The sequence below is a fragment of the Novosphingobium oxfordense genome (assembly GCF_044029435.1).
Classification (GTDB): domain Bacteria; phylum Pseudomonadota; class Alphaproteobacteria; order Sphingomonadales; family Sphingomonadaceae; genus Novosphingobium.
In genome coordinates, this window is the sequence record NZ_CP147005.1 from 2,626,223 (window position 1) to 2,650,639 (window position 24,417).

Annotated in this window: 21 protein-coding genes and 1 pseudogene; 6 read left to right on the forward strand and 16 right to left on the reverse strand. The window is 66.9% G+C overall.

All coding sequences use genetic code 11. From position 1 onward, the window contains the following. Positions 1-90 precede the first annotated feature (90 nt). The 9 genes and pseudogenes from WBP07_RS12180 to motA form a co-directional block, all read right to left on the reverse strand. Positions 91-621, reverse strand: a complete 531-nt coding sequence (locus tag WBP07_RS12180) for a chemotaxis protein CheD (RefSeq protein ID WP_395391314.1) — start codon at positions 619-621, stop codon at positions 91-93. Between the two features lie 5 nt (positions 622-626). Beyond that, positions 627-1,016 carry a response regulator gene (locus WBP07_RS12185; RefSeq protein WP_395391316.1) on the reverse strand — a complete coding sequence of 130 codons (390 nt, stop codon included), beginning with the start codon at positions 1,014-1,016 and terminating at the stop codon, positions 627-629. Between the two features lie 15 nt (positions 1,017-1,031). Beyond that, positions 1,032-2,094: pseudogene (locus WBP07_RS12190) on the reverse strand (chemotaxis response regulator protein-glutamate methylesterase). Further along, complete coding sequence (locus WBP07_RS12195) at positions 2,091-2,969, reverse strand: CheR family methyltransferase (RefSeq protein WP_395391318.1); 879 nt, start codon at positions 2,967-2,969, stop codon at positions 2,091-2,093. The pseudogene WBP07_RS12190 and the gene WBP07_RS12195 overlap by 4 nt, the downstream one beginning before the upstream one ends. Further along, a complete protein-coding gene (locus tag WBP07_RS12200; RefSeq protein WP_395391320.1) occupies positions 2,966-3,457 on the reverse strand; it encodes a chemotaxis protein CheW in 492 nt (163 codons plus the stop codon). The genes WBP07_RS12195 and WBP07_RS12200 overlap by 4 nt, the downstream gene beginning before the upstream one ends. Beyond that, a complete protein-coding gene (locus WBP07_RS12205; RefSeq protein WP_395391322.1) occupies positions 3,454-5,715 on the reverse strand; it encodes a chemotaxis protein CheW in 2,262 nt (753 codons plus the stop codon). Before WBP07_RS12205 ends, WBP07_RS12200 begins: the two co-directional genes overlap by 4 nt. Next, positions 5,712-6,077: a response regulator gene (locus WBP07_RS12210; RefSeq protein WP_395328388.1), complete on the reverse strand. Its 366-nt coding sequence runs from the start codon at positions 6,075-6,077 to the stop codon at positions 5,712-5,714. The genes WBP07_RS12205 and WBP07_RS12210 overlap by 4 nt, the downstream gene beginning before the upstream one ends. After that, positions 6,074-6,367, reverse strand: coding sequence for a lipid asymmetry maintenance protein MlaB (locus WBP07_RS12215; RefSeq protein ID WP_395391324.1), 294 nt, complete (start codon positions 6,365-6,367; stop codon positions 6,074-6,076). Before WBP07_RS12215 ends, WBP07_RS12210 begins: the two co-directional genes overlap by 4 nt. Further along, positions 6,351-7,235 (reverse strand): flagellar motor stator protein MotA, encoded by an 885-nt coding sequence (gene motA / locus WBP07_RS12220; RefSeq protein WP_395391326.1) that lies wholly within the window; start codon positions 7,233-7,235, stop codon positions 6,351-6,353. Before motA ends, WBP07_RS12215 begins: the two co-directional genes overlap by 17 nt. Before the next feature lie 208 nt (positions 7,236-7,443). Here motA and flaF point away from each other — a divergent pair, with 208 nt between their 5' ends. The 3 genes from flaF (at position 7,444) to WBP07_RS12235 (ending at position 11,348) form a co-directional block, all read left to right on the forward strand. Beyond that, on the forward strand, positions 7,444-7,824 hold the full coding sequence (gene flaF / locus WBP07_RS12225) for a flagellar biosynthesis regulator FlaF (RefSeq protein ID WP_395391327.1): 381 nt from the start codon (positions 7,444-7,446) through the stop codon (positions 7,822-7,824). 225 nt (positions 7,825-8,049) lie between these two features. Further along, a complete protein-coding gene (locus tag WBP07_RS12230; RefSeq protein ID WP_395391328.1) occupies positions 8,050-10,731 on the forward strand; it encodes a PAS domain S-box protein in 2,682 nt (893 codons plus the stop codon). Then, positions 10,728-11,348 carry a response regulator transcription factor gene (locus WBP07_RS12235; protein ID WP_395391330.1) on the forward strand — a complete coding sequence of 207 codons (621 nt, stop codon included), beginning with the start codon at positions 10,728-10,730 and terminating at the stop codon, positions 11,346-11,348. The genes WBP07_RS12230 and WBP07_RS12235 overlap by 4 nt, the downstream gene beginning before the upstream one ends. Before the next feature lie 246 nt (positions 11,349-11,594). Here the strand turns inward: WBP07_RS12235 and WBP07_RS12240 are convergent, their stop codons facing one another. From WBP07_RS12240 to WBP07_RS12265, 6 genes are all read right to left on the reverse strand, one after another. Then, positions 11,595-13,073, reverse strand: a complete 1,479-nt coding sequence (locus WBP07_RS12240; protein WP_395391332.1) for an alginate export family protein — start codon at positions 13,071-13,073, stop codon at positions 11,595-11,597. A gap of 284 nt (positions 13,074-13,357) precedes the next feature. Then, complete coding sequence (locus tag WBP07_RS12245; protein ID WP_395391333.1) at positions 13,358-14,257, reverse strand: sigma-70 family RNA polymerase sigma factor; 900 nt, start codon at positions 14,255-14,257, stop codon at positions 13,358-13,360. A 179-nt stretch (positions 14,258-14,436) separates the two neighbouring features. Beyond that, complete coding sequence (locus WBP07_RS12250; protein ID WP_395391335.1) at positions 14,437-15,495, reverse strand: peptidoglycan-binding protein; 1,059 nt, start codon at positions 15,493-15,495, stop codon at positions 14,437-14,439. Further along, complete coding sequence (locus WBP07_RS12255) at positions 15,492-15,929, reverse strand: hypothetical protein (RefSeq protein WP_395391337.1); 438 nt, start codon at positions 15,927-15,929, stop codon at positions 15,492-15,494. The genes WBP07_RS12250 and WBP07_RS12255 overlap by 4 nt, the downstream gene beginning before the upstream one ends. Then, positions 15,913-17,289, reverse strand: a complete 1,377-nt coding sequence (gene fliI, locus WBP07_RS12260; RefSeq protein WP_395391339.1) for a flagellar protein export ATPase FliI — start codon at positions 17,287-17,289, stop codon at positions 15,913-15,915. Before fliI ends, WBP07_RS12255 begins: the two co-directional genes overlap by 17 nt. A 10-nt stretch (positions 17,290-17,299) precedes the next feature. Next, complete coding sequence (locus WBP07_RS12265) at positions 17,300-17,737, reverse strand: flagellar biosynthesis repressor FlbT (RefSeq protein ID WP_395391341.1); 438 nt, start codon at positions 17,735-17,737, stop codon at positions 17,300-17,302. Positions 17,738-17,912: 175 nt separating this feature from the next. On the opposite strand from WBP07_RS12265, the gene flgE reads away from it, so the two are divergent. From flgE to WBP07_RS12280, 3 genes are all read left to right on the forward strand, one after another. Then, positions 17,913-19,226: a flagellar hook protein FlgE gene (flgE, locus tag WBP07_RS12270; RefSeq protein WP_395391343.1), complete on the forward strand. Its 1,314-nt coding sequence runs from the start codon at positions 17,913-17,915 to the stop codon at positions 19,224-19,226. 161 nt (positions 19,227-19,387) lie between these two features. After that, positions 19,388-21,487, forward strand: coding sequence for a flagellar hook-associated protein FlgK (flgK, locus tag WBP07_RS12275; RefSeq protein ID WP_395391345.1), 2,100 nt, complete (start codon positions 19,388-19,390; stop codon positions 21,485-21,487). Between the two features lie 11 nt (positions 21,488-21,498). Then, positions 21,499-22,407: a flagellin gene (locus tag WBP07_RS12280; RefSeq protein WP_395391347.1), complete on the forward strand. Its 909-nt coding sequence runs from the start codon at positions 21,499-21,501 to the stop codon at positions 22,405-22,407. A gap of 95 nt (positions 22,408-22,502) precedes the next feature. Here the strand turns inward: WBP07_RS12280 and WBP07_RS12285 are convergent, their stop codons facing one another. Then, positions 22,503-24,392 carry a hypothetical protein gene (locus WBP07_RS12285; protein WP_395391349.1) on the reverse strand — a complete coding sequence of 630 codons (1,890 nt, stop codon included), beginning with the start codon at positions 24,390-24,392 and terminating at the stop codon, positions 22,503-22,505. Between the last annotated feature and the right edge of the window lie 25 nt (positions 24,393-24,417).

Genomic DNA, 24,417 nt, shown 5'->3' on the forward strand with positions numbered 1-24,417 from the left:
GGTCGCTTCCCCTGTAATCTTTTAACCGGGGCTTGGGTCGGCCGTCCCGGTATGGCCGTGTCGAGTGACTGGGCCTGATGGCCGTAATGGTCAGAACAGTTCGAGTTCGCCGGTCCGCTGCGGCGCGGCCACCGGCGCCGGGCGGACGATCGGGGGCAGCGGCTGATCGGCCACCAGCGTCGATCGCACGCGCCCTTCGTAAGGCATGAATTCCACCTTGCGCGCCTGCGTGCCGCCCAGATCGCAGTGATCGACGGCGATGCCCTCCGTCCGCATGAAGTTGCGGGCGAATTCGCCGTTCTTGGTGCCGATGCCGCCCAACCCGGCGACGATGTTCGCGCCGCCGTAAAGATGGCCGCGCATCCGCGAACGCTGCGCGCCGCGCTGCATCAGCGCGTTGATCAGCAGTTCCATCGCGTGAATGCCGTAGCGCTGCATTTCCGCGCGGGTCACCGGGCTATCCGCGCCCGGCTCCCCCAGCAGGAAATGGTTCATGCCGCCCACGCGCGCCACCGGGTCCTGAAGACAGGCGGCGACGCACGAGCCCAGAAGGGTGGAGATGACCACCCCCGGTTGCCCGGCGACATGATATTCGCCCTGGACGATGGCAACGCGGCCCATCGGTTTCAGACCAGCTCGCCGAAGACGCGCTCGATCTTCTCCTTCAGCGCGGCCGGCGCGAAAGGCTTGACCACGTAGTTGTTGACGCCCAGCGCCGCCGCCTTCTGGACGACTTCCTTGTCGGCCGATCCCGTGAGCATGATGAACACGGTCTTGCCGATCACCTCATCCTTGCGCACCGCCTCAAGGAATTCGAGACCATCCATCTCTGGCATGTTGTAGTCCGAGATGATCAGATGCACCCGATCCGTCTTGACCGCGGCCAGGGCCTCGATCGCCGAACCCTTGTCGCGAATGTCCTTGAAACCCAGATCCTGCAGAGCGCGACGGATCATCGCGCGCATGCTCGTCTGGTCGTCGACCACCATTACCTTGATTGCAGCCGCTGCCGGCATTTGACCCGCTCCAAATTACCGTCGGCAAGCCCCGAGGATCGCCTCGGGGAGTGCAGACAAATTCACTTCCTTCTCGACCGCGCCCGCCTCGAAAGCGGCGCGCGGCATTCCGTAGACCACGCAGGTCTCGCGGCTCTGGCCCAGCGTTCGCGCACCGGCGGTGCGCATCTCCGCAAGGCCCGCCGCACCGTCCGAACCCATGCCGGTAAGGATGACCCCCACCGCGCGGGTGCCCATGCGGGCGACGGAACGGAACAGCACGTCCACCGAGGGCCGATGGCCGCCGACGGGATCGGCATCGATCAGCCGCACGTGGCCGCTGGTACCGCCGACCAGTTCCATGTGATGGCTGCCGCCGGGCGCGATGTAGACCGTGCCCCGCTTCAGCTGCATGCCGTCCTTCGCCTCCACCACGGTGACGCGCGCCTCCCGGTCGAGCCGCGCGGCGAAACCGCCGGTGAAGATCGCCGGCATGTGCTGGACCACCAGGACCGGCGGGCAATCCGCCGGCAATGCGCCGATGATCGAGAACAGCGCTTCCACGCCTCCGGTCGATGCGCCGATGGCGATGACGACATCGCGCATCGGCCCGGCCGAAGGGGCTGCCGCAGGGGCCGCCTGCCCGGGGCGCGGAGCCGCCGGACGGGCCACCGCCGCACGCACCGAAGAGCGTGCTGCCGTGCGGACCATCTTGCGCAGCAGCGCACCGTCCTGCGCGATCTCCAGCGGATTGCCGGAAGGCTTGGCGATACAGTCCACCGCGCCCAGGCGCAGCGCCTCGATCGTCGCCTCGGTGCCGCGCGCGGTCAGTGTCGAGCACATGACCACCGGCATCGGGCGCAGGCGCATGATGCGTTCCAGGAACGAAAGCCCGTCCATCCCCGGCATCTCCACGTCCAGCGTGACGACATCGGGGTTGAGCGCCTTGATCATCTCCCGCGCCGCATGCGGTTCGGGTGCCCTGGCCGACGACCTCGATCATCGGATCGTGGTTGAGCAGCTTGGTCAGCAGCGCGCGCATCGCCGCGCTGTCGTCAACGACGACGACGCGGACCTTTTCGTTTGCAGGTTCCGTCATGCAGCACCTGCCCCGTCAATCCGCGCATAGGCGGTCTGGGCGACCGGCTTCATGCGCTCGGCCGCAGGGCCGATCAGGCGTTCGGAATGGCCGATGTAGAGCGTGCCGCCGGGGTGGAGCATGTCGACGAGACGCGCCTCCAGCTCGGCCTTGGCGGTATCGTCGAAATAGATCATCACGTTACGGCAGAAAATCACATCGTACTTCTGGCGCATCGGCCACTTGTCGAAGAGGTTCAGCACGCGCGCCGCCACCAGCTTGCGCAGCGGTTCGGCCACGACGTGGTAACCGGTGCCCGCCGGCTTCAGCCAGCGCTGACGATAGGCGGCCGGGATCGGCTCCACCGTGCTGTCCGGATAAGTCGCCAGCGAGACCGCTTCCACCACCGGGGGTGAGATGTCGGTCGCCAGCAGGCGCACATCGCCCTGCTCCAGCCACGCCGCGCTGGCCTGGCTTTCGCCGGCAAGGCACATGGCGATGGTGTAGACTTCCTCGCCGCTGGAGCAGCCGGCCGACCAGATGCGCACCTTCTCGCCCCGGCGCGCACGCTCCTGCAACTGCGGCAGCACGGCGCTGCGCAGATGGTCGAAGTGGTGCCCCTCGCGGAAGAAGTGCGTGTGGTTGGTGGTCAGCGCCACCACCATCGCGTGCCGCTCCTGCGCGTCGCGCTGCACCAGCGAGACATAGTCGGCAAAGCTGCTCAGCCCGTGTTCGCGCAGACGGCGGCTGAGGCGCGAATGCACCAGCGTCGTCTTGGCTTCGACCAGGTGGATGCGCGCCTCTCGCTGCATGATCGCGGCGATCTCGCGGAACTGCGCCGGGCGCAGCTCCGCATTCGCGGCGAGCGTGCCGGCAGAGGCGGTTTCGGTGCTCACGCAGCCAGTTCCGGGATGTGACGCGTCAGGCTCAGCGCTTCGAGGTCGAGCAACAGGCACATCGCTTCCGGATTGGTCGCGTCGGAGGTGCGGCGCTCGATCTTGACGAGGCCGGCGATGGCGCTCTGATCGTTGACTTCGGTATCCGGCGCAGGCTGGATCTCGCTGCCCTTGATCGAAACGATGTCCTGCACTTCGTCGACCAGGAAGCCGGCATTGCGGCCGCCGATGGTGACGACAAGGACGCAGGAACGGGCATGAAGCACGCTCGGCTCCCAGCCCAGACGTTCCGACAGGCCGACGATCGGGATCACCGAACCGCGCAGATTGGCGACGCCCAGCACATAGGACGGCACGCTGGGCAGCGGCGTCGGCGCTTCCCACTCGCGGATTTCGATCAGCGAGGCCATCTCGATGCCGAAAAGCTGGTTGCCCAGCGTGAAGGTCACGATCTTGCGTTCGTCGTTAGCAATCGCCTCGGTGCTCATGCCGCCAGTCCTTTCAGTGCAAATTTGGATGCGCCGCCGGTCGCGACCAGCGCGTCGATGTCGAGGATCAGCGCGATGGCGCCGTCGCCCAGGATGGTCGCACCGCCCAAGCCCCGGATCGGGTGGAGGTTGTCCTCCAGGCTCTTGATCACGACCTCGCGGCGGTTATCGATGGTGTCGACCATCAGGCCGACATGGCCGGCGGTCTCGCTCTCGACGATGATGACCAGCGATTCCTCGGCCGGCCGCTCGGACCGAGCGCCGAACATCTCGCCCACGCGGCGCACCGGCAGGTACTGGCCGCGAAGCTCGATCACTTCGGAAGTCGGCGATGTAGCCTGGACCTGGCCCGGTTCGGGCTGCACGGTCTCTATCACGTTGGCCAACGGCAGCACGAAGCGCTGGTCGCCCAGTCGCACGATCATGCCGTCCAGAATGGCCAGGGTCAGCGGCAGCGCCATCGAGAAGGTCGTCCCCTCCCCCGGCACCGAGGTGATTTCCAGTCGGCCGCCCAGCGCCTCGACATTGGAACGCACCACATCCATGCCGACGCCGCGGCCGGAAATATTGGAGATCGTTTCCGCCGTGGAGAAACCCGGCGCGCAGATCAGGCTGTCGATCTCTTCATCCGAAAGCTGCGCATCGGCGGCGATGATGCCGCGCTGCACGGCGATGGAGCGCACACGCTCGCGGTTGATGCCGCGGCCGTCGTCACGCACCTTCACCAGGATGCGGCCACCCTTCTGCTCGGCAGAGAGGTGGATCGTGCCTTCGGCGGACTTGCCGGCGGCAAGGCGTTCTTCCGGCTTTTCGATGCCGTGATCCACCGCGTTGCGGATCATGTGCGTCAGCGGATCGCCGATCTTCTCGATCACGCCCTTGTCGACTTCGGTCATCTCACCGATCGTCTCCAGCACGACCTTCTTGCCGGTTTCGGCGGCAAGGTCGCGCAGCATGCGGGGCACTCGGGAGAATGCCTGCTTGATCGGCTGCGCGCGCAGCGACATCACGTTGTCCTGAATCTGGCGCGTCAGGCGCGAGAGTTCGGGCAGTTCGACGCGTTCCTGATCGGCGGGCGAGAGGCGGTCCGACAGGATCGAGCCGCGGATCACCAATTCGCCGACGAGGTTGAGCAGCTGGTCCAGCTTGCCGAGATCGACGCGGATCGTCTGAGCGACTTCGACCGCCTGCTTGGCTTCGGGCTTGGGAGCTTCGGCCTTCGGAGCTTCCGCCTTCTTCGGCGCTTCCACCACCGGCGCGGCGACGGGTGCCGGCTCGACGGGCGGCAGTTCCGCCACCATGTCGTCCAGCACGACCGCGACCGGTTCGAAGCCGAAGGGATCGGCCTCGACAACAGGTTCGACAGCGGCGGGGGCAGGCGTTTCGACCGCCACCGGCTCGGACGCGGCGATTTCTGCCTGCGTGACCTCAATCAGCGAATCCGGCGCCACGAAATCGAAGCAGTCGCGGATGTCGCGCTCGTCCACGCTGGCGGGAAGCGCCAGGGTCCAGACGAAGTAGCTGTCCTCGGGATCGAGTTCGGCCAGCGGCGGCAATGCATCGGCATCGACGCCGACGACTTCGCCGCCCATCGATTCCAGTTCGCGGATCACCAGCAGCGGTTCGCCGCCATTGGCCATGGCCGCGCGCGAGGGACCGAAGCGGACGGTCCAGCCTGCCGGCTCGGCGGCCTGAGCGGGCGCGTCGAAATCGTCGAGCGCAACCGCCACCGGCTCGAAGCCGAAGGGATCGAAATCGGCGTCCAGATCGATGATCGGCGCGGCCACCGGTACGAAGCCGAATTCATCTTCGGCTGCGGCAACGGGTTCGGGCGCGGCGACAGGTTCAGACGCAGCCGGCGCGGCACCCGCGCCGCCGTTGGCCAGAATCGCGTCGAGCTGTTCCAGCATGTGCCCGTCGGCCGGCGTATCGCCGCCGGTCTGCGCGGCGGAAACGTGGTCGGACAGGATATCGAACGCGCCCAGCAGGCACTGGGTGACTTCGGGCGTCGGCGCGATGCGGCCGGCACGCACTTCGTCCAGCACGTTCTCAAAGCGGTGCGAGAAGCCCAGCAGCGCGGTGTGTCCGAAGGCGCCGGAGCCGCCCTTGATCGAGTGGACGGCGCGGAACACGCCGGCGATCACCCCTGCGGAGGTATCGCCCGCGGCCATGGCGGACAGACCTTCCTCGGCCATCGCCAGACCCTCGGCGCACTCCTCGAAGAAGATCGCCTGGATTTCGTCCAGTTCGTCGCTCACGGGCAGACGCGGCGGATCGCCGCCCCCAGACGATCGGCGTCGAAGGGCTTGGTGATCCAGCCGGTGGCCCCGGCCTCACGCGCGCGGGTCTTCTTCTCGTCCGAGAATTCGGTGGAGAGCACCAGGATCGGCGTGCCCTTGAACTCGCTGGTCTTGCGCACCGCCTCGATCAGTTCGAAGCCGTCCATCTTGGGCATGTTGATGTCGGTGATCAGCAGATCGGGCTTCACCTCGTGCATGCGCTCCAGCCCGTGTTCGCCGTCATTGGCGCTTTCGATGCGGAAGCCCTGCGCGCTCAGCGATGCCTTCAGCAGCATGCGGATCGTGGCGGAATCGTCGACAGTCAGGATCAGTTTGCTCACGCGGGAAATTCCTCTTCAACGAGCCCCAGCGGTGCCGCCAGTCCGCAGGCGCGGACGCGATCGACGAAGGGCTGGCTGGGATTGACGATCGCGAACGGACGGCCGCTGGCCTCCGCTTCGTTCCGGGCGGCGAGAAGCAGCTGGAGCACGGCCTGCCCCACCGATTCCACTTGGCCGGCATCGATCTCGATGGCGCCGACGGCGGCGACCAGACGGTCGCGCAGATCCTCGGCAGTGACGGTGGAGCCGTGCGTCGGCAGCGACAACGCGACTTCAGGCTGGCTTGGCATTAAGCTGATCCTTCACTTCGTCGAGTGCGGTCTCGAGCTGGGTAAACGTCGGCGCATAGGGCGACGGGGTCATGCGGCGGGCCAGTTCGATGGCCACTTCGGTGGGCTGCCCCTGCGCGTGGCCGATGATCGCAGTCTTCACGATCAGGTAGGGCTTGAAGTCCTCATCGATCACCTGATGCAGCTTCTGCGCGATCGGGCCGACCAGGCAGTAGGCGAGCAGAACGCCCAGGAACGTGCCGACCAGCGCGCCGCCGATCATTGCGCCCAGGATTTCGGTGGGCTGGTCGATCGAGCTCATGGTCTTGATCACGCCCAGAACCGCGGCGACGATGCCCAGTGCGGGCAGGCCGTCGGCCATCATCTGCAAGGCGGTCTGCGGGGCCAGTTCCTCGGCGTGGTGGCGTTCGATATCGCCTTCCATCGCTTCGGCCAGCTGGTGCGGATCCTCGAAGTTCACGGTCATCATGCGCAAGTAGTCGCAGATGAATTCGATCAGGCCCTTGTCGGCCAGCAGGTTCGGATAGCGCTTGAACAGCTCGCTCTCGCCCGGATCGTCAAGATGCGGCTCGATGGCGTTGGCGCCGCTCTTGCGGAAGGTCGCCAGCAGGGTGAACAGCAGCGCCAGCAGGTCGCGGAAATCCGTTTCCTTCCAGTGCGATCCCTTGAAGACGCGGATCACGCCCTTCCAGGCCTTCTTGCACGTCTCTACCGAGTTGCCGAGGATGAAGGCGCCGATGGCGGCGCCGGCGATCGCCATCATCTCATGCGGCAGGGCATGGAAGATGACCATGATATTGCCGCCCGACATCAGGAAGCTGCCGAATACGCACAGCAGGATGACGACAAGGCCGATGGCGTTGAGCATGAATGGGTCCGCGAATGATGAATGGCGCAAGGCCGTATGCGGTGATTATAGGAAGAAGATCGCAGCCCCCGGATGCGGCGCGCGGGTTTTTGCAGGATGCCGTCCGGGACGGCTGCATCGGCAAGCGACGGGGGCACGACCGCCCGCAACGATTTCGTCCTATATTTGAAAGGCGCCCATCGGCGCGGACGATTTCGTTGGAGCCACCATGTCGATCAATGCCTATCGCCGTGTGCAGGAGGTCGCCGCCTCGCCGCGGAGCACCGAGTACCGGTTGATGACCCAGATCACCGCTGAAATGATCGCCGCGCGCGATGCGGGACTGAAGGGCGCGCAGCTGATGCCCGCGCTGCACCGCAACCGCGTGGTCTGGAGCACTTTCGCAAACCTTTGTGCCATACCGGGAAATCGCCTGCCCGACGACTTGCGCGCCACGATCATCTCGATCGGCCTGTGGGTGGGCAAGTACACGTCCGGCGTGATGAGCGGTCGCGCCGCCATCGACGATCTGATCGACGTGAACCGCGCGATTCTCGACGGCCTGTCGAACGAGAACGGCCGGGTCGGCCAGGGCGCCGTGCTGCGCTGAAAATATATCCCGCCCCGGCGTATTTTTAGAAACCGATTTTCAACCGGTTATCCGCGAAGCGGAGGGCATGCCGTGCCTGCTCCGCACCCTGTCTATTTACAATCGCGCGCGAGGCGATAATGCGACCCTCGCCTTCGAGCCTCAGTTTATAGGCACAGACAGCGGACCCGGATGCAGGAATTGAATCCTCCGCCGCCGCGGCCGGGCAGGTCGGCTCCTGCCAACATGGCACCGGCCATTCCTGCCCTCGTCGCGGTGGCGCAAGTCATCGGCATGATTGTCCTTTTGGGCTGGTTCTCGGGGAACCTCAGCCTGACGGGACAGTCGGCCACCGGCTATCTCATGCAGCCGCTGACAGCGGTTTCCTGCATGCTAATCGGCGTGGCCCTGTGGGTGACCGCGCGCGGTAGGCCCGGTCTTGCCCGCGCACTTCTCATCCTTCCGGTGTTTATAGGACTGGCCGCGCTGGCAGAGGAAGCCACGGGCCGGACCTTCGGGCTGGACCTGCTGCTGTTCCCCAAGACCGTGGTCAACCAGATGCGCCATGCGCCGGGCCGGCCCGGAGTCTTGCCCGCGCTGGCGGTGCTGCTGCTGGCCATCGGCACGTTCGCGGTCGCCGCGCCCTATCGCACCGTGCGGCGGACCACCGTGACGTTCGCCTGCGTCGCCATCGCCATCGCCCTGATCTCCGGCACCCTGCTGCCGACCGGCGTCAGCCTGCCGGATACGGCCACCCGCCATGCCCTGATGTCGATCCCCAGCATGCTTTCGGTCTGCGTGCTGGCGATGGCGCTCATCCTGCTGCGGCGTCACTACGCCTGGCCGCTCAAGCCGCTTTGCGGCTTCGGGGCGCCTACCCTGCAGTGGACGCTTACGCTTTCGGTGGCGCTGCCGGTGCTTTCGGCGATCGTCCAGTTCTGGGCGCGCAAGCACTCCGGCCTTGCCCCCGAAGCCGTGGTGATCTTCCTCGCCGCATTGCAGGTCACCGCGTCCTGCGCGCTGATCGCCTGGGCCTGGATGCGTATCGGGCGCGAAAGCAGCGCCCGCTGGGCCATCAATGTCGCGCTCGATTCCGCGCCGATCGCCATCACCGACTTGCAGGGACGCATCCTGCGCTGGTCCGACGGTGCCGCCCGGCTCTATGGCTGGAGCGCGGAACAGGCGATCGGGCTGGACAAGCACGAGCTGACCGGCGCCACCAAGATCGCCGGGCGCGACTATCGCCCCTCCCACCCGCTGGCACCGCAGGAAAGCGAGCTGGCGGAACTGCGCAGCGATGGCACCCAGCTACGCGTGTTCGAGACGCGGCAGGTGGTGCAGCCACGCAGCGACCTGCCGCCGATGGTAGTCCTGTCGATGACCGACGTGACCGCCCGCCAGCGTGCCGAACAGGCGATGCTGGCCAGCGAGGCGCGGCTGGCGCTGGCAGTGGAACTGCACGGCCTGGGCATCTTCGAATGGTCCAGCGATACTGACCGCTTCTGCTTCCACGGGCAGGCCGAAACGCTGTTCGGCCTTTCGGCGGGCAGTTTCGTCGGCGGGATCGAGAGCTGGCGCGCCCATCTGGACCAGCGCTTCGACCGCAAGCTGGGGCCGGTGGAGGATTGGACGCCCGGCCGCTATGCCTTCCGCCTTCAGACCCGCGATGCCGTAGAGCCGCGCGTGATCGAAGGCACCGTGCTGATCCACAGCGATGCCGCCACCGGCAGCATGGGCATGATCGGCATCGTGATGGACGCGACCGAGCGCGAGCAGCGCGCCGAAATGCTGAAATCGCGCGAATCCGAACTGCGCTCGATCCTCGAAACCGTTCCCGAGGCGATGATCACCATCGACGAGAATGGCCACGTCCGCAGCTTCTCCACCACGGCCGAGGCGCTGTTCGGCTATGCCGCGCACGAAGTGCTGGGTGAGGATATCCGGCTGGTGCTGCCGCAATACTTCCACCCGTCGCCCGATCCCGAACCGGATGCGGAGCCCAACAAGGCGGAGCGCTGGCAGGATCGCCCCACCCGCACCCGCATCACTGCCGGGATCGACCGCGCAGGCAATCAGGTGCCGGTGGAACTGGCCGTGGGCGCGGCGAACATCGGCAACGAGCAGATCTCCATCGCCTTCGTGCGCAACTTGCGCGAGCAGTTGGATACCGAGGCGCGCATCCACGAACTGCGCGAACAGTTCCTCCACGCCTCGCGCGTCAGCGCCATGGGCGAGATGAGCGCGGGGCTGGCGCATGAGCTGAACCAGCCGCTCACCGCCACGTCGAACTTCCTGGGCGCCATCGAACTGCAGTTGCAGCGCGAATGGCGGCAGGACCAGTTGCGCCGCCTGCTGCGCCTGGCCAGCCAGGAAGTGCTGCGCGCGGGCGACATCATCCGCCGCATGCGCGCCTTCGTCTCCAAGGGCGAGATGGATATCCGTGCAGAGCCGCTGGACGATGTGGTGGCCGATACGCTGCAACTGGCCCGGTCGCGCAGCCGCGCGCCGGGCGTGCGGCTGGACTATCGCCCTTGCGGCGTATCGCCGCTGGTGCTGGCAGATCGCATCCATATCCAGCAGGTGCTGGTCAACCTGATCAACAATGCCTTCGACGCGCTGGAAGCCCACGAAGTGGCCAACCCGGCGGTGACCATCACCACCCAGCATCCCGCCTCCAGCACCGGAGAGGCGCAGATCGTGATCCGCGTCGTCGATAATGGGCCGGGCTTCCCCGATCAGGTTATCAATCGTCCGTTCGAGGCATTCAGTTCGACTAAAGCCAACGGCATGGGCTTGGGCCTTTCGATCTGCCGTCGTATCGTCGAGACTCACGGCGGCACTCTGTCGCTGCGCAATATCGAAGGCGGCGGCGCGGCGATCGAGTTCACGTTGCCGACATACTGCGAGCAGGAGCTGAAGGCCGGATGAGCACGCGGCGGATCTATATCGTCGACGACGACTATGCGGTGCGGACTTCGCTGGAGTACCTGCTCTCGCTGATCGTCGACAGCCGCATCACCTGCTTCGAATCCGGGGACGCGTTCCTGGAAGTCGCCCCCACGCTGGATCCGGGCTGCCTGCTGCTGGACCTGCACATGCCCGGCACCCCCGGCCTGCAGGTTCTGGCCGCGATCGGCGATGCCCCGTCGCGCTTCGTGCCGATCGTGCTGACCGGCGAGGGCGACGTCTCCGTCGCCGTGCAGGCAATGAAGCTGGGCGCCGCCGATTTCATCGAGAAGCCCTGCGATCACCTGAAGCTGATCGCCGCGCTGGAGGCGGCCTTCTCGCACCAGGCCGCCTCACGCGCGGCGGCGCAGCGCAAGGAGCAGGCGATCACCATGCTGGAACAGCTGTCGCCGCGGGAGCGGGACGTGCTGATGGGGCTGATCGATGGGCAATCGAACAAGGTGATCGCGCACGATCTGGATATCAGCCCGCGCACGGTGGAGATCTATCGCGCCAAGCTGATGGAGAAGCTGGGCGTGCGCAGCCTGTCCGAAGCGCTGCGCATCGCCTTTTCCGCCGGCCTGGTGCCGATGGATTGAGGTTTTTGTTGGATACGCCATGCGCATCCGCGAATGGCTTGCGGCAGTATCTTTTTCCGGACTGACGTCCGGAGGCGGCACCGGCCCACTCCCCCACCCGACCTCCCATCAGGATACACTTGTGGGAGGTCGGGTGGGGGAGTGGGCCGGTGCCGCCACGAAAATGCCCTTCCGGGCATTTTCCAAACAGACTCTATGAAATGGACCCGGCGCCATTGTATCGGCGCCGGATCCCGTCAGTCTCGCTTAGAAATCGAAGTACATGTCGAAGTAGCCGTACTTCGTGTCGCCCGTCTGCGGCGCGTTGGGCGCGTCCTTCAGGAAGCGGCCCTTGGCGAGATAGGCCACGCCGGTATCGAAGTGCAGCACGTTCGGCACCAACGTCCGGCGATAGCGCAGATCGAACTGATTGCCTGCAAAGTTGCCGCTGTTGCCCTTGGCATCGCGCACGCTGGTCGATGCGAAGCTGTCGGTGCGGGATGCCAGCCAGAGCGCGCGGTACATGAACATCATGTCCGACTTCTTGTCCGGCTTCGCCTCCACCCGCACGCCGCCCGAAAGCAGGTTGGAACGGCCGACCGCGCCGTAGAGGCCGGTGGGGCCGAAATCGAAGCGCCGCGCGCCGTAGAGCGTATCGAAGCGATTGTATGTCTTCGATCCCGCCTTGTCGCCGCTGGCCACGTCGAAATCGAAGGACAGGCGCGGCTGCCAGCTGCTCTTGAAGGTGGTGCCCGCTTCGGCATGGATCAGATAGGCGGAGACGGGAACGTCGTTCATGTCGCTGGCAGAGGTTGTCAGGCGCGTCGATCCGAACTGGTAGGCACCTTCCACGTCGTAGTCGAAGTGCCCCGCCTTCGGCTTGCGGAACAGCCGCGCGCCGGGAGTGAAGAGGTGCCGGTTCTTGGTCAGCACCGTCGGGCTGTCCCGCTCGTCCAGGCCGAAGCCGTAGACTTCCAGCACACCGCCGAACACATGCGCCTTGGTCAGGTGTGCGCCCCACAGCTGGAGGTCGGTGCTTTCGCGGTCCCACACCACCTTGTTGTCTTGGATGCCCTGGGTGTCGTCGGGCAGGCGCTGCTGAGGCATCGACCACAGCGCGATGATCTGATCGCCGTTGCCGCCCTTCCACACGAAGTTCACGCCGGTATAGGCATTGGTGGAATTGCGGAACTGCTGGCGCGCGATCAGGCGGCGCGAACCGATGTTCATGGTGAAGCGGCCCGCCGTCAGCCTGGCCTCGCCCTTGGCGCCGGTCTTGAAGTCCAGCCCGACATAGGCCTGCACCAGTTCCATCGCGTTGACTTCGGTAGTGCCGGCAGAGGAATTGTCATGCTCGCCATAGGCGCGCGCGTCCCACAGTTCGCCGCCGATGCGGAAGGGACCGCCATCGTAATCGACCGCAAGCGTGGTTTTTAGAGAGAACATCACGTCGTCCTCCGCCTTGCCGGGGCGGAACTGGCCGTCGATCCCCTCGACACGGGCGCGGACGCCGCCGGTGATGGTCAGTCCGTCCGGGCCGCCGATGGCCTGCTTCAGCAGACCGTCGTTGTCGTCAGCGGCATGGGCCGTGGCGGAAAGTCCGGCCATCAGCGCCGCGGCGCCGATCAAGGCACCGGCGCGGCACCCCATCTTGCCGATGGAAACAGGCTGCGGCCGGTCGGCAGTCGGAACGATCGCCGGGGTTGTCCCGTAGGCGAAGGCCTGAAGGCCCGAATGACGGATCATGATTTTGGAAAGCTCCCTCACGTACTCCGACGCCAGTTGTCTGGTTGTCGCGCCGGGCTATCCGCAATCTAGCATCGATCACGGGTATTCGGGCGAATATCGACGAAATATCGGATGAGCGGAGCGGCCCGAAAACGGCCCGGGAGGGAGCGCAAGGCCGCGCTCCCTCCCGGGGGTTCTCGTCCGTCGCCAACGGCATGGGGTCCGGGCAACGTCGAGAGGTGCGACCCGAATGCCCCGCCCTGCAAGGAGAGCAGGCGAGGCAGGCGAGTTACGGCAAATCGTCAGTGTGCGGAGAGCAGCTGCCCGTATTCCGCCATCATCGCGAAGCGCGGGTCCAGCCCGGCCAGTTCGCACATCGTGCGCGCGGCACGCTTGGCGATCTGGCGCGCGCGTTCGCGCAGCTGGCCGGTCTCGTCATCGAAGATGTCGCCGGGGACCAGATCGAACAGGCGGTTCTCCACCACCAGCCGGTTGTGGCGCAGGCGCTCTTCCAGCTCGGCAAGATCGGCCGGATCGATCGGTGCGCTTTCGGCGCGCCATACGCGGCGGGCCTGGCGGTCGCCAGCGGCGCTACCGGCATCGGCGGCCTCCAGCACGGCCTTGCGCCCCTTCTTCGGGCGGGCCTGACGGCGCAGGCGATCCATGCCCATCTTGCGGAGATGTTCGATATAGGTGTCGGTCAGCGAGATCATCGCTTCGCGCGCCAGATAGTCCGAAGCGGCGGATTCGGTGCGTTCAAGCGCTTCCTCATCCTCGATCGAGGCGACGATGGAGATTTCCTCGCCATCTTCGCCGCTGCCGATCGCGTCCAGCGAGACGGTCACCGCCTCCACCTTCTTCGCCGAAGGGCGCTGGTCGGTCATCAGGCGGAAGCGCAGGCTCTGCAGTTCGCCACGGATCTGCCAGTTCACGAACGTGGTGAACTGCGCCTTCTCCGGGTCATAGGCCTGGATCGCACGGTGTACGGCGATGGCGCAGGCCTGTTCGGCATCGTCCCAGTGGGCGGCAAGGCCGTACTGGCGGATGAAGTGGCGGATACGCGGCGCGATAAGGCGCAGGATATGTGCGAAAGCCCGGTCCACCTCGGCACGTTGCCGCGCCGTGGGGGACTGCCCTTCGATGGGCGTATTGGCCTTCACGCCGGCCACGGCGGATTCCAGAGCAATAGTGATCTTCGACATGTTGAGCCCCCAAGCACGGGACGGACTGCACCCCTGCAGCCATCGTCCTTCAACCAGTCCAATCTGTGCTTGGCATTCTTAACGCGTCATCAATCCTATAACAAGAAATCTTTTATCCTATATTTTTTGAAAGTTCTCGACCAGCCGGATGCCTTTCGGCCAGTCGCTCAAAATGCCCGTCAGGCCGCGAAAACTGCGGGTTTTATGGTCCGCCCGACATAGTCCAGCAGCCACGAACGATGCGCCGCGACGGCGCTTCCGGCCGCCTCGATGCGACGATTCGCCTGCGCCGAACCGATCTGCGCGTCCAGCAGCCGACGCGCGCGCGCTGGATCCAGACTGCCTGTCAGAAAACGAACTGCGTCACCCCGGCCAAGGTGATGGCCGATATAGGCGGCCTTCGCAATGTCCTCCACGCCTTCGCCCACGCGCACGCCGGCATGGCGCAGCCCGTCAAGATTGGCGCGGGCATAGTCGGCCGTGGTCTCGATCGCCGCCTGCGGATCGTACCGCAGCGACAGAAGCTCGGCGCGGGCATCGCCGCGCACATGGCCGCGCCCGTCCAGCCAGCCGTTGGCGCGGGCGGTGGCGTTCAGCCAGGTGCCCTCGCGCTCCGCCTCGCCTTCCCAGGTGCCGGACAGGAACTGGCCCAGACCCGCCGCGCTCGAACGCGGGTTGCGCGAATAGGGCATCCAGCGCCCCTCGCCATCCTTGGCTGCCTCCGCATGGACGATCGTCGCCAGTACCGGCGCCGGAAGCCCGGTGCGCGAGGCCGCCGCGCTCAACATCGGCGCGTAGCGGGCATTGGGCCCCTGCCCCAGCGACAGCGCGGCGCTACCGGCGTCACCGCCGTCGGACTGCCCCCCGTCGGTCTGGCCATCTTCACCGCCATCGCGCCGCCGGCCATCGCCGCCGTCGCTGGACATGTCGCCCTGCGCATGATGGTGCGGCTGCGCCAGACCGGCCAGCGGCGTCGCCGCTGCCTTGTCTCCTTCAAGCATCCCGATCAGCGCTTCCAGGCTGAGCGGCAGCCCGCGCCGGTCGGTCGGGCGCGTATCCTTGTCGTCCGAACTGCCGTCGCCCAGCGCCGCGCGCCAGAGCCGGTCGGACATTTCGCTGCGCGCCTGCGCATAGATCAGCCGCGCCTTCTGCGCGGAATCCAGCCCGCGCACTTGCGCCGCGGCCTGACCGGCAGAATGAACCGCAGCCGGGTTTGCGGGGCCGACCGGGCTGCTCACGGCCGCTTCTCGCGCCGGATGGAGCGCCGGGCCTTGATGAAGGCCATGGCGGCGATGTCGTCGATGCCCGCCTGCTCGGCATTGGCCTGCGCGCGCTCGGCTTCCTGCTTGAACGCCTCTGCCGCGCTTTCGATCGTGCGGAACGTGCCGAAGGCCTCCACCGCTTCCGCGCGCAAGCCTTCCAGCCGCTGCGCCAGTTCGGCCTGCAAGCCGGTAAGCTGGCGCTGCTCTGCCCGCAGGCGCGCAAAATAGCCGTGCGAGACGAAGCCCAGATCAGCACCGGCAACCGCCTTTTCACGGCTGCGCGCGGCATGGGCATCGGCCTGCGCCTGCTCCACGGCGGCCAGCACGCCCTGCTCGCGGCTGATGGCCACGCTCATCTCGTCGATCTCGCGCCGCTGCACGCGCAGCGCGGCGTCATACGGTGTTTTCATCGGCTGCCTCCGGTTCGGGCTCCAACTCGGGAAGTTCCATGATCGCCGCGAGCGCGGCGAAACTGTCCTCGGCATGGCCGCGTTCGTTCTTGCCCTGCTTCAGCAGGTCTTCCAGCCAGGGCGCCAGCGCCACGGCGCGGTCCACCTGCTCGCTCGACCCGGCGCGATAGGCGCCCAGCCGGACCATCTCTTCCATGTCGCGATAGGTCGAAAGCTCACGCCGCGCGGCCAGGCGCAGGCGGTTCTCGTTCTCGCCCAGCGCATGGGGAAGCGTTCGCGAGACCGACTTCAGCACGTCGATCGCGGGATAGCGGCCACGCTCGGCAATCTGGCGGGTGATGACCACGTGGCCGTCCAGAATGCCGCGCACCGCGTCGGCCACCGGCTCGTTGTGATCGTCGCCATCCACCAGCACGGTGAACAGGCCGGTGATCGTGCCCTGCCCCGGCAGCCCCGGCCCGGCCCGCTCCAGCAGGCGCGGCAGTTCGGCGAAGACGGTGGGGGTATAGCCCTTGGTCGCCGGCGGCTCGCCGCTGGCAAGGCCGATCTCACGCTGGGCCATGGCGAAACGGGTTACCGAGTCCATCAGGCACAGCACGTTCAGGCCCTGGTCGCGGAAATGTTCGGCCACGCTCAGCGTGGTCCAGGCGGCCTGACGGCGCATCAGCGCCGGCTCGTCCGAAGTCGCGACGACGACGACGCTGCGGGCAAGGCCCTCCACGCCGAGGTCGTCCTGCACGAATTCCTGCACTTCGCGGCCACGCTCGCCGATCAGGCCGATCACCGCGACATCGCACTCGGTCCAGCGCGCCAGCATCGAGAGCAGGACGGACTTGCCGACGCCCGAACCGGCGAACAGGCCAAGGCGCTGCCCCTTGCAGAGCGGCGCGAAGATATCGAGCGCGCGCACCCCGGTCGAAACGCAAGTGCCCACGCGCGCCCGCGCCGATGCCGGCGGCGGCGAAGCCTTGATCTTGCGCAGGATCGCCCCTTGCGGCAGCGCGCCCTTGCCGTCGACCGGGCGGCCGAGGCCGTCGATCATGCGGCCCAGCCACCCTTCGGAGGGGCGCAGACCGAACTGGCTGGCGGAAAGACTGGCGCGCGATCCGGAGGCGATGCCCTGCGGGTCGCTGAATGGCAGGCAATGGGCGATCCCGCGATCGAGGCCGGTCACTTCGGCCTCCACCACGTCCGCACCGATGCCGCCCTGCGCGTGCAGGCTGACGCGCGAGCCGATCTGGGCGGCGCCGGACAGCCCCTCAACCTCGATCAATGCGCCGCGCACGGCCACGACCCGGCCATGGCGCTGGTCGGGCGTAAGCAGGCGCAAGCCCGCGGCGGCAGCGGCAAGACTGGCCATCGCCGGACGGTCAGGCGGCCGTAGCGGGTTCGGCGGATTCCGCCGCGGCATCGGCCCCGGGGAAACGGGCCAGCGCATCGCTTTCGTAGGCGATCAGCCAGCGGCAATCGGCCAGCGCGGCGTAGAACTGGCCTACTGCGATCTTCTGGGCGAAGCGGATGCAGACGGCCTTGGCCTCATGCGATTCCAGCGCGACCATCAGCGTTTCCAGCCGTTCGAGCAGCGTCTGCTTGTGACGGGCGATATCCGCTTCATCGATATAGGCCATCATGCAGGCGAAATAGAGCGCGCGCGCCGGGGTTACCGCCTCTTCCGGTTTCATCACTTCGCGGCCGCGCAGGATCGTGGCGGTGTTCTCCACCACCAGGTCCGTGCGCGACTGTGCGCGCAATACCGCGCCGTTGACGATCACCGGCTCGCCCTTCTTGAGCGATATGCGAAGAGTCATGTGTGCAGCCCCCGAAACACTTTCCGAAATTATAGGATGAACCGTGTCATCCCGGTGACGGTCTTGCGGGTTTTTTCGCGCCCGTCCGCACGGTTGGGGGTTGGTTTCATCCTACAATGGCTTGTCCACATGCCGGAACCGCCATTTTCCGGCCCGGGACGCACAGGAGAATGACATGAGCCTCTATTCAGCTCTATACGCGGGCGTGTCCGGCCTCGGCGCTCAGGCGAGCGCGATGGCGACCGTCGCGGACAACATCACCAACGTCAACACCGTCGGCTACAAGGGCGTCTCGGCCCAGTTCCAGACCCTGGTCACCGACGGCAAGGTCAAGAGCAGCTACTCGGCCGGCGGCGTCACCGCCTCTCCCAAGGCGCTGATTTCCAAGCAGGGTCTGCTCCAGGCTTCCAGCAGCCTGACCGACATCGGCATCGACGGCGCGGGCTTCTTCGTCGTCCGTTCCAGCGCCGACACCAGCGGCACCGTCGCCTATACCCGCGCCGGTTCGTTCACCACCGATCCCGACGGCTATCTGGTCAACACCGCAGGCTACTACCTGACCGGCTGGCCGCTGGATGCCGATGGCAACTACGTCAACAACGGCAACCTGAATTCGCTTGAGGCGATCAAGCCGAACGCGCTGACGGGTGCGGCCACGCCGACCACCAAGATCTCGATGCGCGCCAACCTCGATTCCACCGCCACCGCGGTGACCGGCTACACCGCCGGCGACATGGCATCAGGCACGACCACGCCGCAGTTCTCGCGCTCTGTCACCGTCTATGACGCGCAGGGCACCTCGCACGACGTGACCTTCAACTTCATCAAGACCGGCACCAACACCTGGGCGGCCGAAATCACCGCCGACCCGGCCGACGTCTCGACGTCCGGCGGCGCCGCGGTGACCGACGGCCTGCTCGCTTCGGGCACGATCAGCTTCAACGCCGACGGCAGCCTGGACCTGGCCGGTTCGTCCTCCTCGCTGTTCTCCAACCTCGACATCGGTTGGTCCAACGGCGCCGGTTCGACGCCGATCAGCCTTTCGCTCGGCACCGACGACGGGCTTGACGGCCTGACCCAGTTCGGCAGCGCGTCCGCCCTCCTGACCTCCAGCGCCAACGGCGGCATGCTGGGCACCGTCTCCTCGGTCGAGATCTCGGACACGGGCGTGGTCAGCGCAGTATTCGACGACGGTACTTCGCGCGCGATCTACCAGCTTCCGCTGGCGACCTTCGCCAACCCGGACGGTCTTACCCGCGTCAGCGGCAACGCCTATGTCGCTTCGCAGGATTCGGGCAGCGCCTCGATCAACGAGCCTGGCTCGCTGGGCGGCGGCAAGCTCTCCGCCGGCACGCTGGAAGCGTCGAACGTCGATCTCGCGTCGGAATTCTCGAACATGATCATCTACCAGCGCGCCTACAGCGCCTCGTCGAAGATCATCACGACCGTCGACGACATGCTTCAGGAAGTCAGCAACCTGAAGCGGTAGTCTGAAAATCCGCCGCAGGCGGATTTTAGCGGCACCGGCCCTCTCCCCCACCCGACCTCCCAGATCCTACCCCGTAGGGGAGATCGGGTGGAGGAGAGGGCCGGTGCCGCACCCTTAATACCCATTCCTTCCCTTCCACGAGAATCGCAGGAAACCGAAACGTGTCCCTCAACCAGATCCTCAGTTCCGCCATTTCGGGCCTTTCGGCGTCGCAGGCGGGGATGCAAACGGTCTCCAACAACATCGCCAACGTCAACACCGCCGGCTACGCCCGGCAGAAGGTGTCGCTGGCGACCTCCGTTTCGGGAGGGCAGGTCACCGGCGTCGTCGTGGGCGAGCCTTCGCGCGTGGCGGACAAGTTCCTGGAGAACGCCGTCTATCAGCGCGCCGGCACCTCGGGCCGCGCCGAAGTGGTCAACACCTACATGGACCGGCTGCAGTCGCTGCTGGGCTCCACCACATCCACGTCCGGGCTCACCGCCCGGCTGAACGCGATTTCCTCCGCCGTGTCGGAGATCAGCGGCCTTAACGGATCGGCCCAGTCGGTCGCGCTGTTCACCGGCAGCATCGACGATACGCTCGACACGCTGAACGGCCTGACCAAGGACGTTTCCAGCCTCCAAGCCGATGTCGAGACAGACGTCGGCAACACGGTCGATCGCGCCAACGTGCTGCTGCAGAAGATCAACGACCTCAACGACGAAGTCGCCCGCCTGCAGGGCCTGGGCCAGAGCACATCGGGCGTGGCCGACCAGCGCATGTCCGCGCTGCAGGAACTCAGCGGCCTGATGAATGTGACCGTCCGCGAACAGAGCGACGGCCGCGTCTTCATCGATACTGCTTCGGGCCAGACCCTGCTGGACAAGCGGCTGCGCCAGCTTTCGTACAATTCGGGTGCCGGCGCCTCGCAGGCGACTTATTCCTCGATCGACATCCGCTTCGCCGCCGACGACGGCACCATGGGCGCCTCCACCGGAGAGAAGATCGATTCCACTTCGGTCGGCGGCAAGCTGGGCGGGCTGCTGGACATGCGCGACCGCGTGCTGCCGCAGTTCAACGAACAGCTGGGCCAGCTTTTCAGCGGCCTTGCCGAAACGCTGAACAAGGTTTCAAACGAGGGCACCACCCTGCCCCCGCCCAACACGCTGACCGGACAGGCCAACGGCCTTACCGGCAGCGACCGTCTGGGCTTCACCGGCAAGGCGACCTTCGCGGTGCTGGGTAAGGACGGCACCCTGGTCAACAAGGTGACGATCGATTTCGACGCACTGGGCGCGGGCGCCACGGTCGACGATGCGATTGCCGCGATCAACGCCGGTCTTTCGCCTGACGCGACCGCCAGCATCGATGCCAAGGGCGTGATGTCGATCACCGCCACCAGCAGTTCGAACGGCATCGCCATCGCGCAGGATCCGGACACCCCCAGCGACCGCGCGGGCGTGGGATTCTCGCAGTTCTTCGGCCTGAACAACATCATCCGTTCGGACAGCAGCGCATTGACGCCTTCGGGCTTCACCAGCACCGATCCCACCGGCTTCGCCTCGGGCGAGACGGCGCAGATCGTGCTGCGCGACACCAACGGCAAGGTGCTGACCCAGTACACCTACACCAGCACCGGCAGCGACAGCTGGGGCGATCTGGTCTCCAACCTGAACTCCAGCCCGCTGGCCGCCTATGGCAGTTTCGCGCTGGATGACGAGGGCCGCGTGGCCTTCACCGCCAATGCCGCCAGCGCGGGCGCGGCGATCACGATCCCTTCGGATTCGACCAACCGCAGCGGCACCGGCCTGTCGTTCTCGGCGCTTTCGGGCCTGACCGGCAACGCCAGCGGCCTTGCCAACGCCCAGGTCGATCCGGCGATGCTGGCGGATACCTCCAAGGTGCCGCTCGCGCAGCTTCAGCTGGACACCGCGATCGGCGAAAAGGCGGTCGGCTCAGGCGACTTCCGCAACGCCACCGCGTTCATCGATGCGCTCGCCGCCACGGCCGATTTCGGCAAGGACGGCACCAAGACCATCGGCAATTTCGCCAACGCCCTGCTCGGCGGCGTCGGTTCGGCGGCATCGCAGGCGTCGGACGCCTACGACGACGCATCGGCCCGGATGTCCGACGCGGTGGACCGGCGCGACAGCTACGCCGGCGTGAACATCGACGAAGAACTGGCCCAGATGGTGGTGCTCCAGAACAGCTACAGCGCCGCCGCGCGCGTGATGACCACCGCCTCGGAAATGTACGACACCCTGATCGGCATGCTCGGATAAGGAACAAGCAGATGACCCGCGTAGCCACGATTCCCATGCAGACGACGCTCGCGAACGCCATCCAGCGTTCGCAGCAGGCCCTCAACACCAGCCAGCTCCAGCTTTCGACCGGCAAGAAGGTCACCGACTATGCCGGCCTCGGCCTCGACGCCGTGCGCACGCTCTCGGCCCGGTCGATGCTGGCCCAGCAGGACAGCTACCAGTCGGTGGCGAGCCGCGTTTCGACGACGCTGTCGCTCTACGACGCCAACCTCAACCAGATCGATTCCACCCTGTCGGACTTGCGCACGCAGCTGATGTCGGCGCTGGGCACCGGCGATTCGCCCAGCCTGCAGACCACCCTCGAAGGCGCGTTCTCGGACGTGCGCGCCTCGCTCAACGCCACAGAAGGCGGCGTGCCGCTGTTCGCCGGTTCGCAGACCTCGGACTCGCCCTTCCTGCCCGAGACGCTGGAAGACACCGTGGGGCTGGACTCTGCCGATGCCTTCGCCAACGACAATGTGCGCCAGTCGGCCCGCATGGGTGACGGCGTGGACGTTCAATACGGCATCACCGCCAGCGACGTCGGCACCAACCTGATCCCGGCCTTCCGCACGTTGGCCGAAGCCGGCCCGTTCGGCGACAAGCTGACCGACGACCAGAAGGCCGCGATCCAGACCGCGCTCGACCAGCTGGACACCGGCCTGAGCGACGTGCGCAACGTCAACGCCGCCAATGGCCGCCGCCAGAACCAGGTGGATTCGCTCAGCACCCGCGCCTCGGAACGCTCCGACCTGCTGACCGAAGTGATCGGCGGCGTGGAAGATGCCGACTTGGGCCAGGTGGCGATCGACATCACCCAGCGCCAGACCGTCCTCGAAGCGAGCTACTCGGTCTTCGCCCAGCTTTCGAGCCTGTCGCTGACCAACTATCTGAAGTGATCCGGGGAGGCTCTCCGGAGCCTTCCTCACTACGAAAAAAAGGGGCAGGAGGTGCGAACCTCCTGCCCCTTTTTCATGCCGACGTGGCGGGCCGCTCAGCTCTTCTTGGCCGCCTTGGTCGGCACCGGCGCGACATCGGGCGCGCGGTCGATCAGGTCGGCCATGTCGCCCGCCGGGCTGGCCGAGGGCAAGGCCGCCATCGCCCGGCCCAGCGCGGCCGGATCGGCGGTCATCGGCGTCGCGGTCAGCATCTCGAACGCGGCAGCGGTGGGCAGGCCGGCAAAGGCGCCCGAATAGCGCTCGTGCAGCGCGGCCAGCGCATCCTCGCGGTGAAGCATCGCCAGCGAGATCGCATGGCGCAGCACCACCGCCTGCCCCACCTGATCCAGCGCGCGCGGCGACGGCAGGGTCTTGCCCGAGGCATCGGCATAGCGCTGCCAGTCGCGGTGCTTCCACAGCACTTCTTCCTGAAGCGGCACGCTGCCCGGCACGGTTTCCAGCACCGCCAGCGCCTCGTCCACGCGGCCGATCTGGCTGAGCGCCACGGCCTCCACGCGATCGCGCGCGGCGATCATGTCGTTGGGGAAGCTGGGATCGTCGGACTTGCGCAGGACATCCAGCGCGCGGTCGGGCCGGCCCGCCAGGATATAGAGGCTGGCCACCCGGGCGGAGAGCGGCCCGCGCGCCAGATCGCCCGCGCGCACGAACAGCTGGTAACCCAGGAGGTCCGCCGCGCGCTCGTAAAGGCCGGCGCCCTGCAGGCGCGCCGCCAGCTGGCTGGACAGAAGATCGCCCTCGGCGCCGCCGGGCGCAAGGTCGCGATAGTCCCAGTAGAGCCCCGCCGCCTGATCCAGCGGCAGGTTGCGCGCGGGATCGAGCGCGGCGACGAGCTTGGTGCGCAGGGCCGGCAGGATTGCCGCGTCCTGCCCTTCCAGCCCGAAGCCGCGCAGCAGCGTCGCGCCGCTGCGCAAGGCGCCCGGAAGGTCGCCGCTGGCGTCCTGAAGCCGATAAGTCAGGCGCAGTGCGCGCTGTTCGATCACGTCGCCGCGCCAGCCGTAGCGCAGCGCGTCCAACTGGCGCAGGGCGTCCTTCATGCCGATCATGTGCGCGGCCACGCGCGCCTCGATCTCGCTCAGTCGCGCGTCATTGCGCTGCTCCATCGTGCCCGACTGTTCGACCCGGGCGAAGCGCAGGCGCGCCTGGTCGCCATGGCCCTGCAGCAGTTCGGCGCGGCCGCGCAGCAGATTGGCGGCGGGATCGCGGTCCGGCATCGGCTGAAGCCATTCGATCGCCTTGTCCGGCTGCCCGGCATCGACCGCGGCCTGCGCGGCGGAAAGTACGAAAGGCTTGGGCCGCGCGGCGCGCAGGGCCGGGCGCGCGCAGGCGACCTGTTCCAGCGCCTGCTCCGCCAGATGCGCGGCAGCCAGAGCGCGCAGGCGCCAGGCGCAAGCTTCCGGATTGATCGCCAGCCCGGTCGAGGACAGCGCGGCAACCGCATCGGCATTGCGCCCCAGCAGCGTCAGCGCCGCGCCGCGCGCAAGGCGATAGCTGTCCACCATGGCAAGGTCGGGATCGTCCTGCACCATGACTTCGAGCACGCCGAAAGCCTCACCCCCGCGCTCGGCGCCGACAAGGCTGCGGGCATAGTCCCAGCGCGCCTGCTGAAGCTGGGCCTGCGGCACGCGGGCAATCCGTTCCCACGCGGCCGTCTGCGTCATCGCGCCCCACGACGCGGGGCCGTAGATCGCCGGTTGCTGGGCCAACTGGGCGGCAAAGCCCGGCAGACGGGGCGGCGCAGGCAAGGCAGCGTCGCCCGAAAGCGCGCCGGGCGCCATCGGGGCCAGCCCAGCCGAAGCTTCGGGCGAAGGCGCGCCGGAAGCTGGGCCTGAAGGCGTAACGGAGGGCTGGGACACCGGCGTCGCGCCGGGCAGCAGCGCGGCGCAGGCCGCTAGCAGCATCGTTCGTTGGACGGTCAGGCGCTTCACGCTGGCGGGTCTTTCTGCAGAACGG

Excerpts from the sequence above, each read along its gene's own strand:
- flgE (WP_395391343.1), top strand. The coding sequence starts at position 17,913 with ATGAGCCTCTATTCAGCTCTATACGCGGGCGTGTCCGGCCTCGGCGCT.
- WBP07_RS12230 (WP_395391328.1), top strand. The coding sequence starts at position 8,050 with ATGGCACCGGCCATTCCTGCCCTCGTCGCGGTGGCGCAAGTCATCGGC.
- motA (WP_395391326.1), bottom strand. The coding sequence starts at position 7,235 with ATGCTCAACGCCATCGGCCTTGTCGTCATCCTGCTGTGCGTATTCGGC.
- WBP07_RS12180 (WP_395391314.1), bottom strand. The coding sequence starts at position 621 with ATGGGCCGCGTTGCCATCGTCCAGGGCGAATATCATGTCGCCGGGCAA.
- WBP07_RS12240 (WP_395391332.1), bottom strand. The coding sequence starts at position 13,073 with ATGATCCGTCATTCGGGCCTTCAGGCCTTCGCCTACGGGACAACCCCG.
- WBP07_RS12215 (WP_395391324.1), bottom strand. The coding sequence starts at position 6,367 with ATGCCAAGCCAGCCTGAAGTCGCGTTGTCGCTGCCGACGCACGGCTCC.
- WBP07_RS12280 (WP_395391347.1), top strand. The coding sequence starts at position 21,499 with ATGACCCGCGTAGCCACGATTCCCATGCAGACGACGCTCGCGAACGCC.
- WBP07_RS12235 (WP_395391330.1), top strand. The coding sequence starts at position 10,728 with ATGAGCACGCGGCGGATCTATATCGTCGACGACGACTATGCGGTGCGG.
- WBP07_RS12185 (WP_395391316.1), bottom strand. The coding sequence starts at position 1,016 with ATGCCGGCAGCGGCTGCAATCAAGGTAATGGTGGTCGACGACCAGACG.
- flaF (WP_395391327.1), top strand. The coding sequence starts at position 7,444 with ATGTCGATCAATGCCTATCGCCGTGTGCAGGAGGTCGCCGCCTCGCCG.
- WBP07_RS12200 (WP_395391320.1), bottom strand. The coding sequence starts at position 3,457 with ATGAGCACCGAGGCGATTGCTAACGACGAACGCAAGATCGTGACCTTC.
- WBP07_RS12245 (WP_395391333.1), bottom strand. The coding sequence starts at position 14,257 with ATGTCGAAGATCACTATTGCTCTGGAATCCGCCGTGGCCGGCGTGAAG.
- fliI (WP_395391339.1), bottom strand. The coding sequence starts at position 17,289 with ATGGCCAGTCTTGCCGCTGCCGCCGCGGGCTTGCGCCTGCTTACGCCC.
- WBP07_RS12255 (WP_395391337.1), bottom strand. The coding sequence starts at position 15,929 with ATGAAAACACCGTATGACGCCGCGCTGCGCGTGCAGCGGCGCGAGATC.
- WBP07_RS12265 (WP_395391341.1), bottom strand. The coding sequence starts at position 17,737 with ATGACTCTTCGCATATCGCTCAAGAAGGGCGAGCCGGTGATCGTCAAC.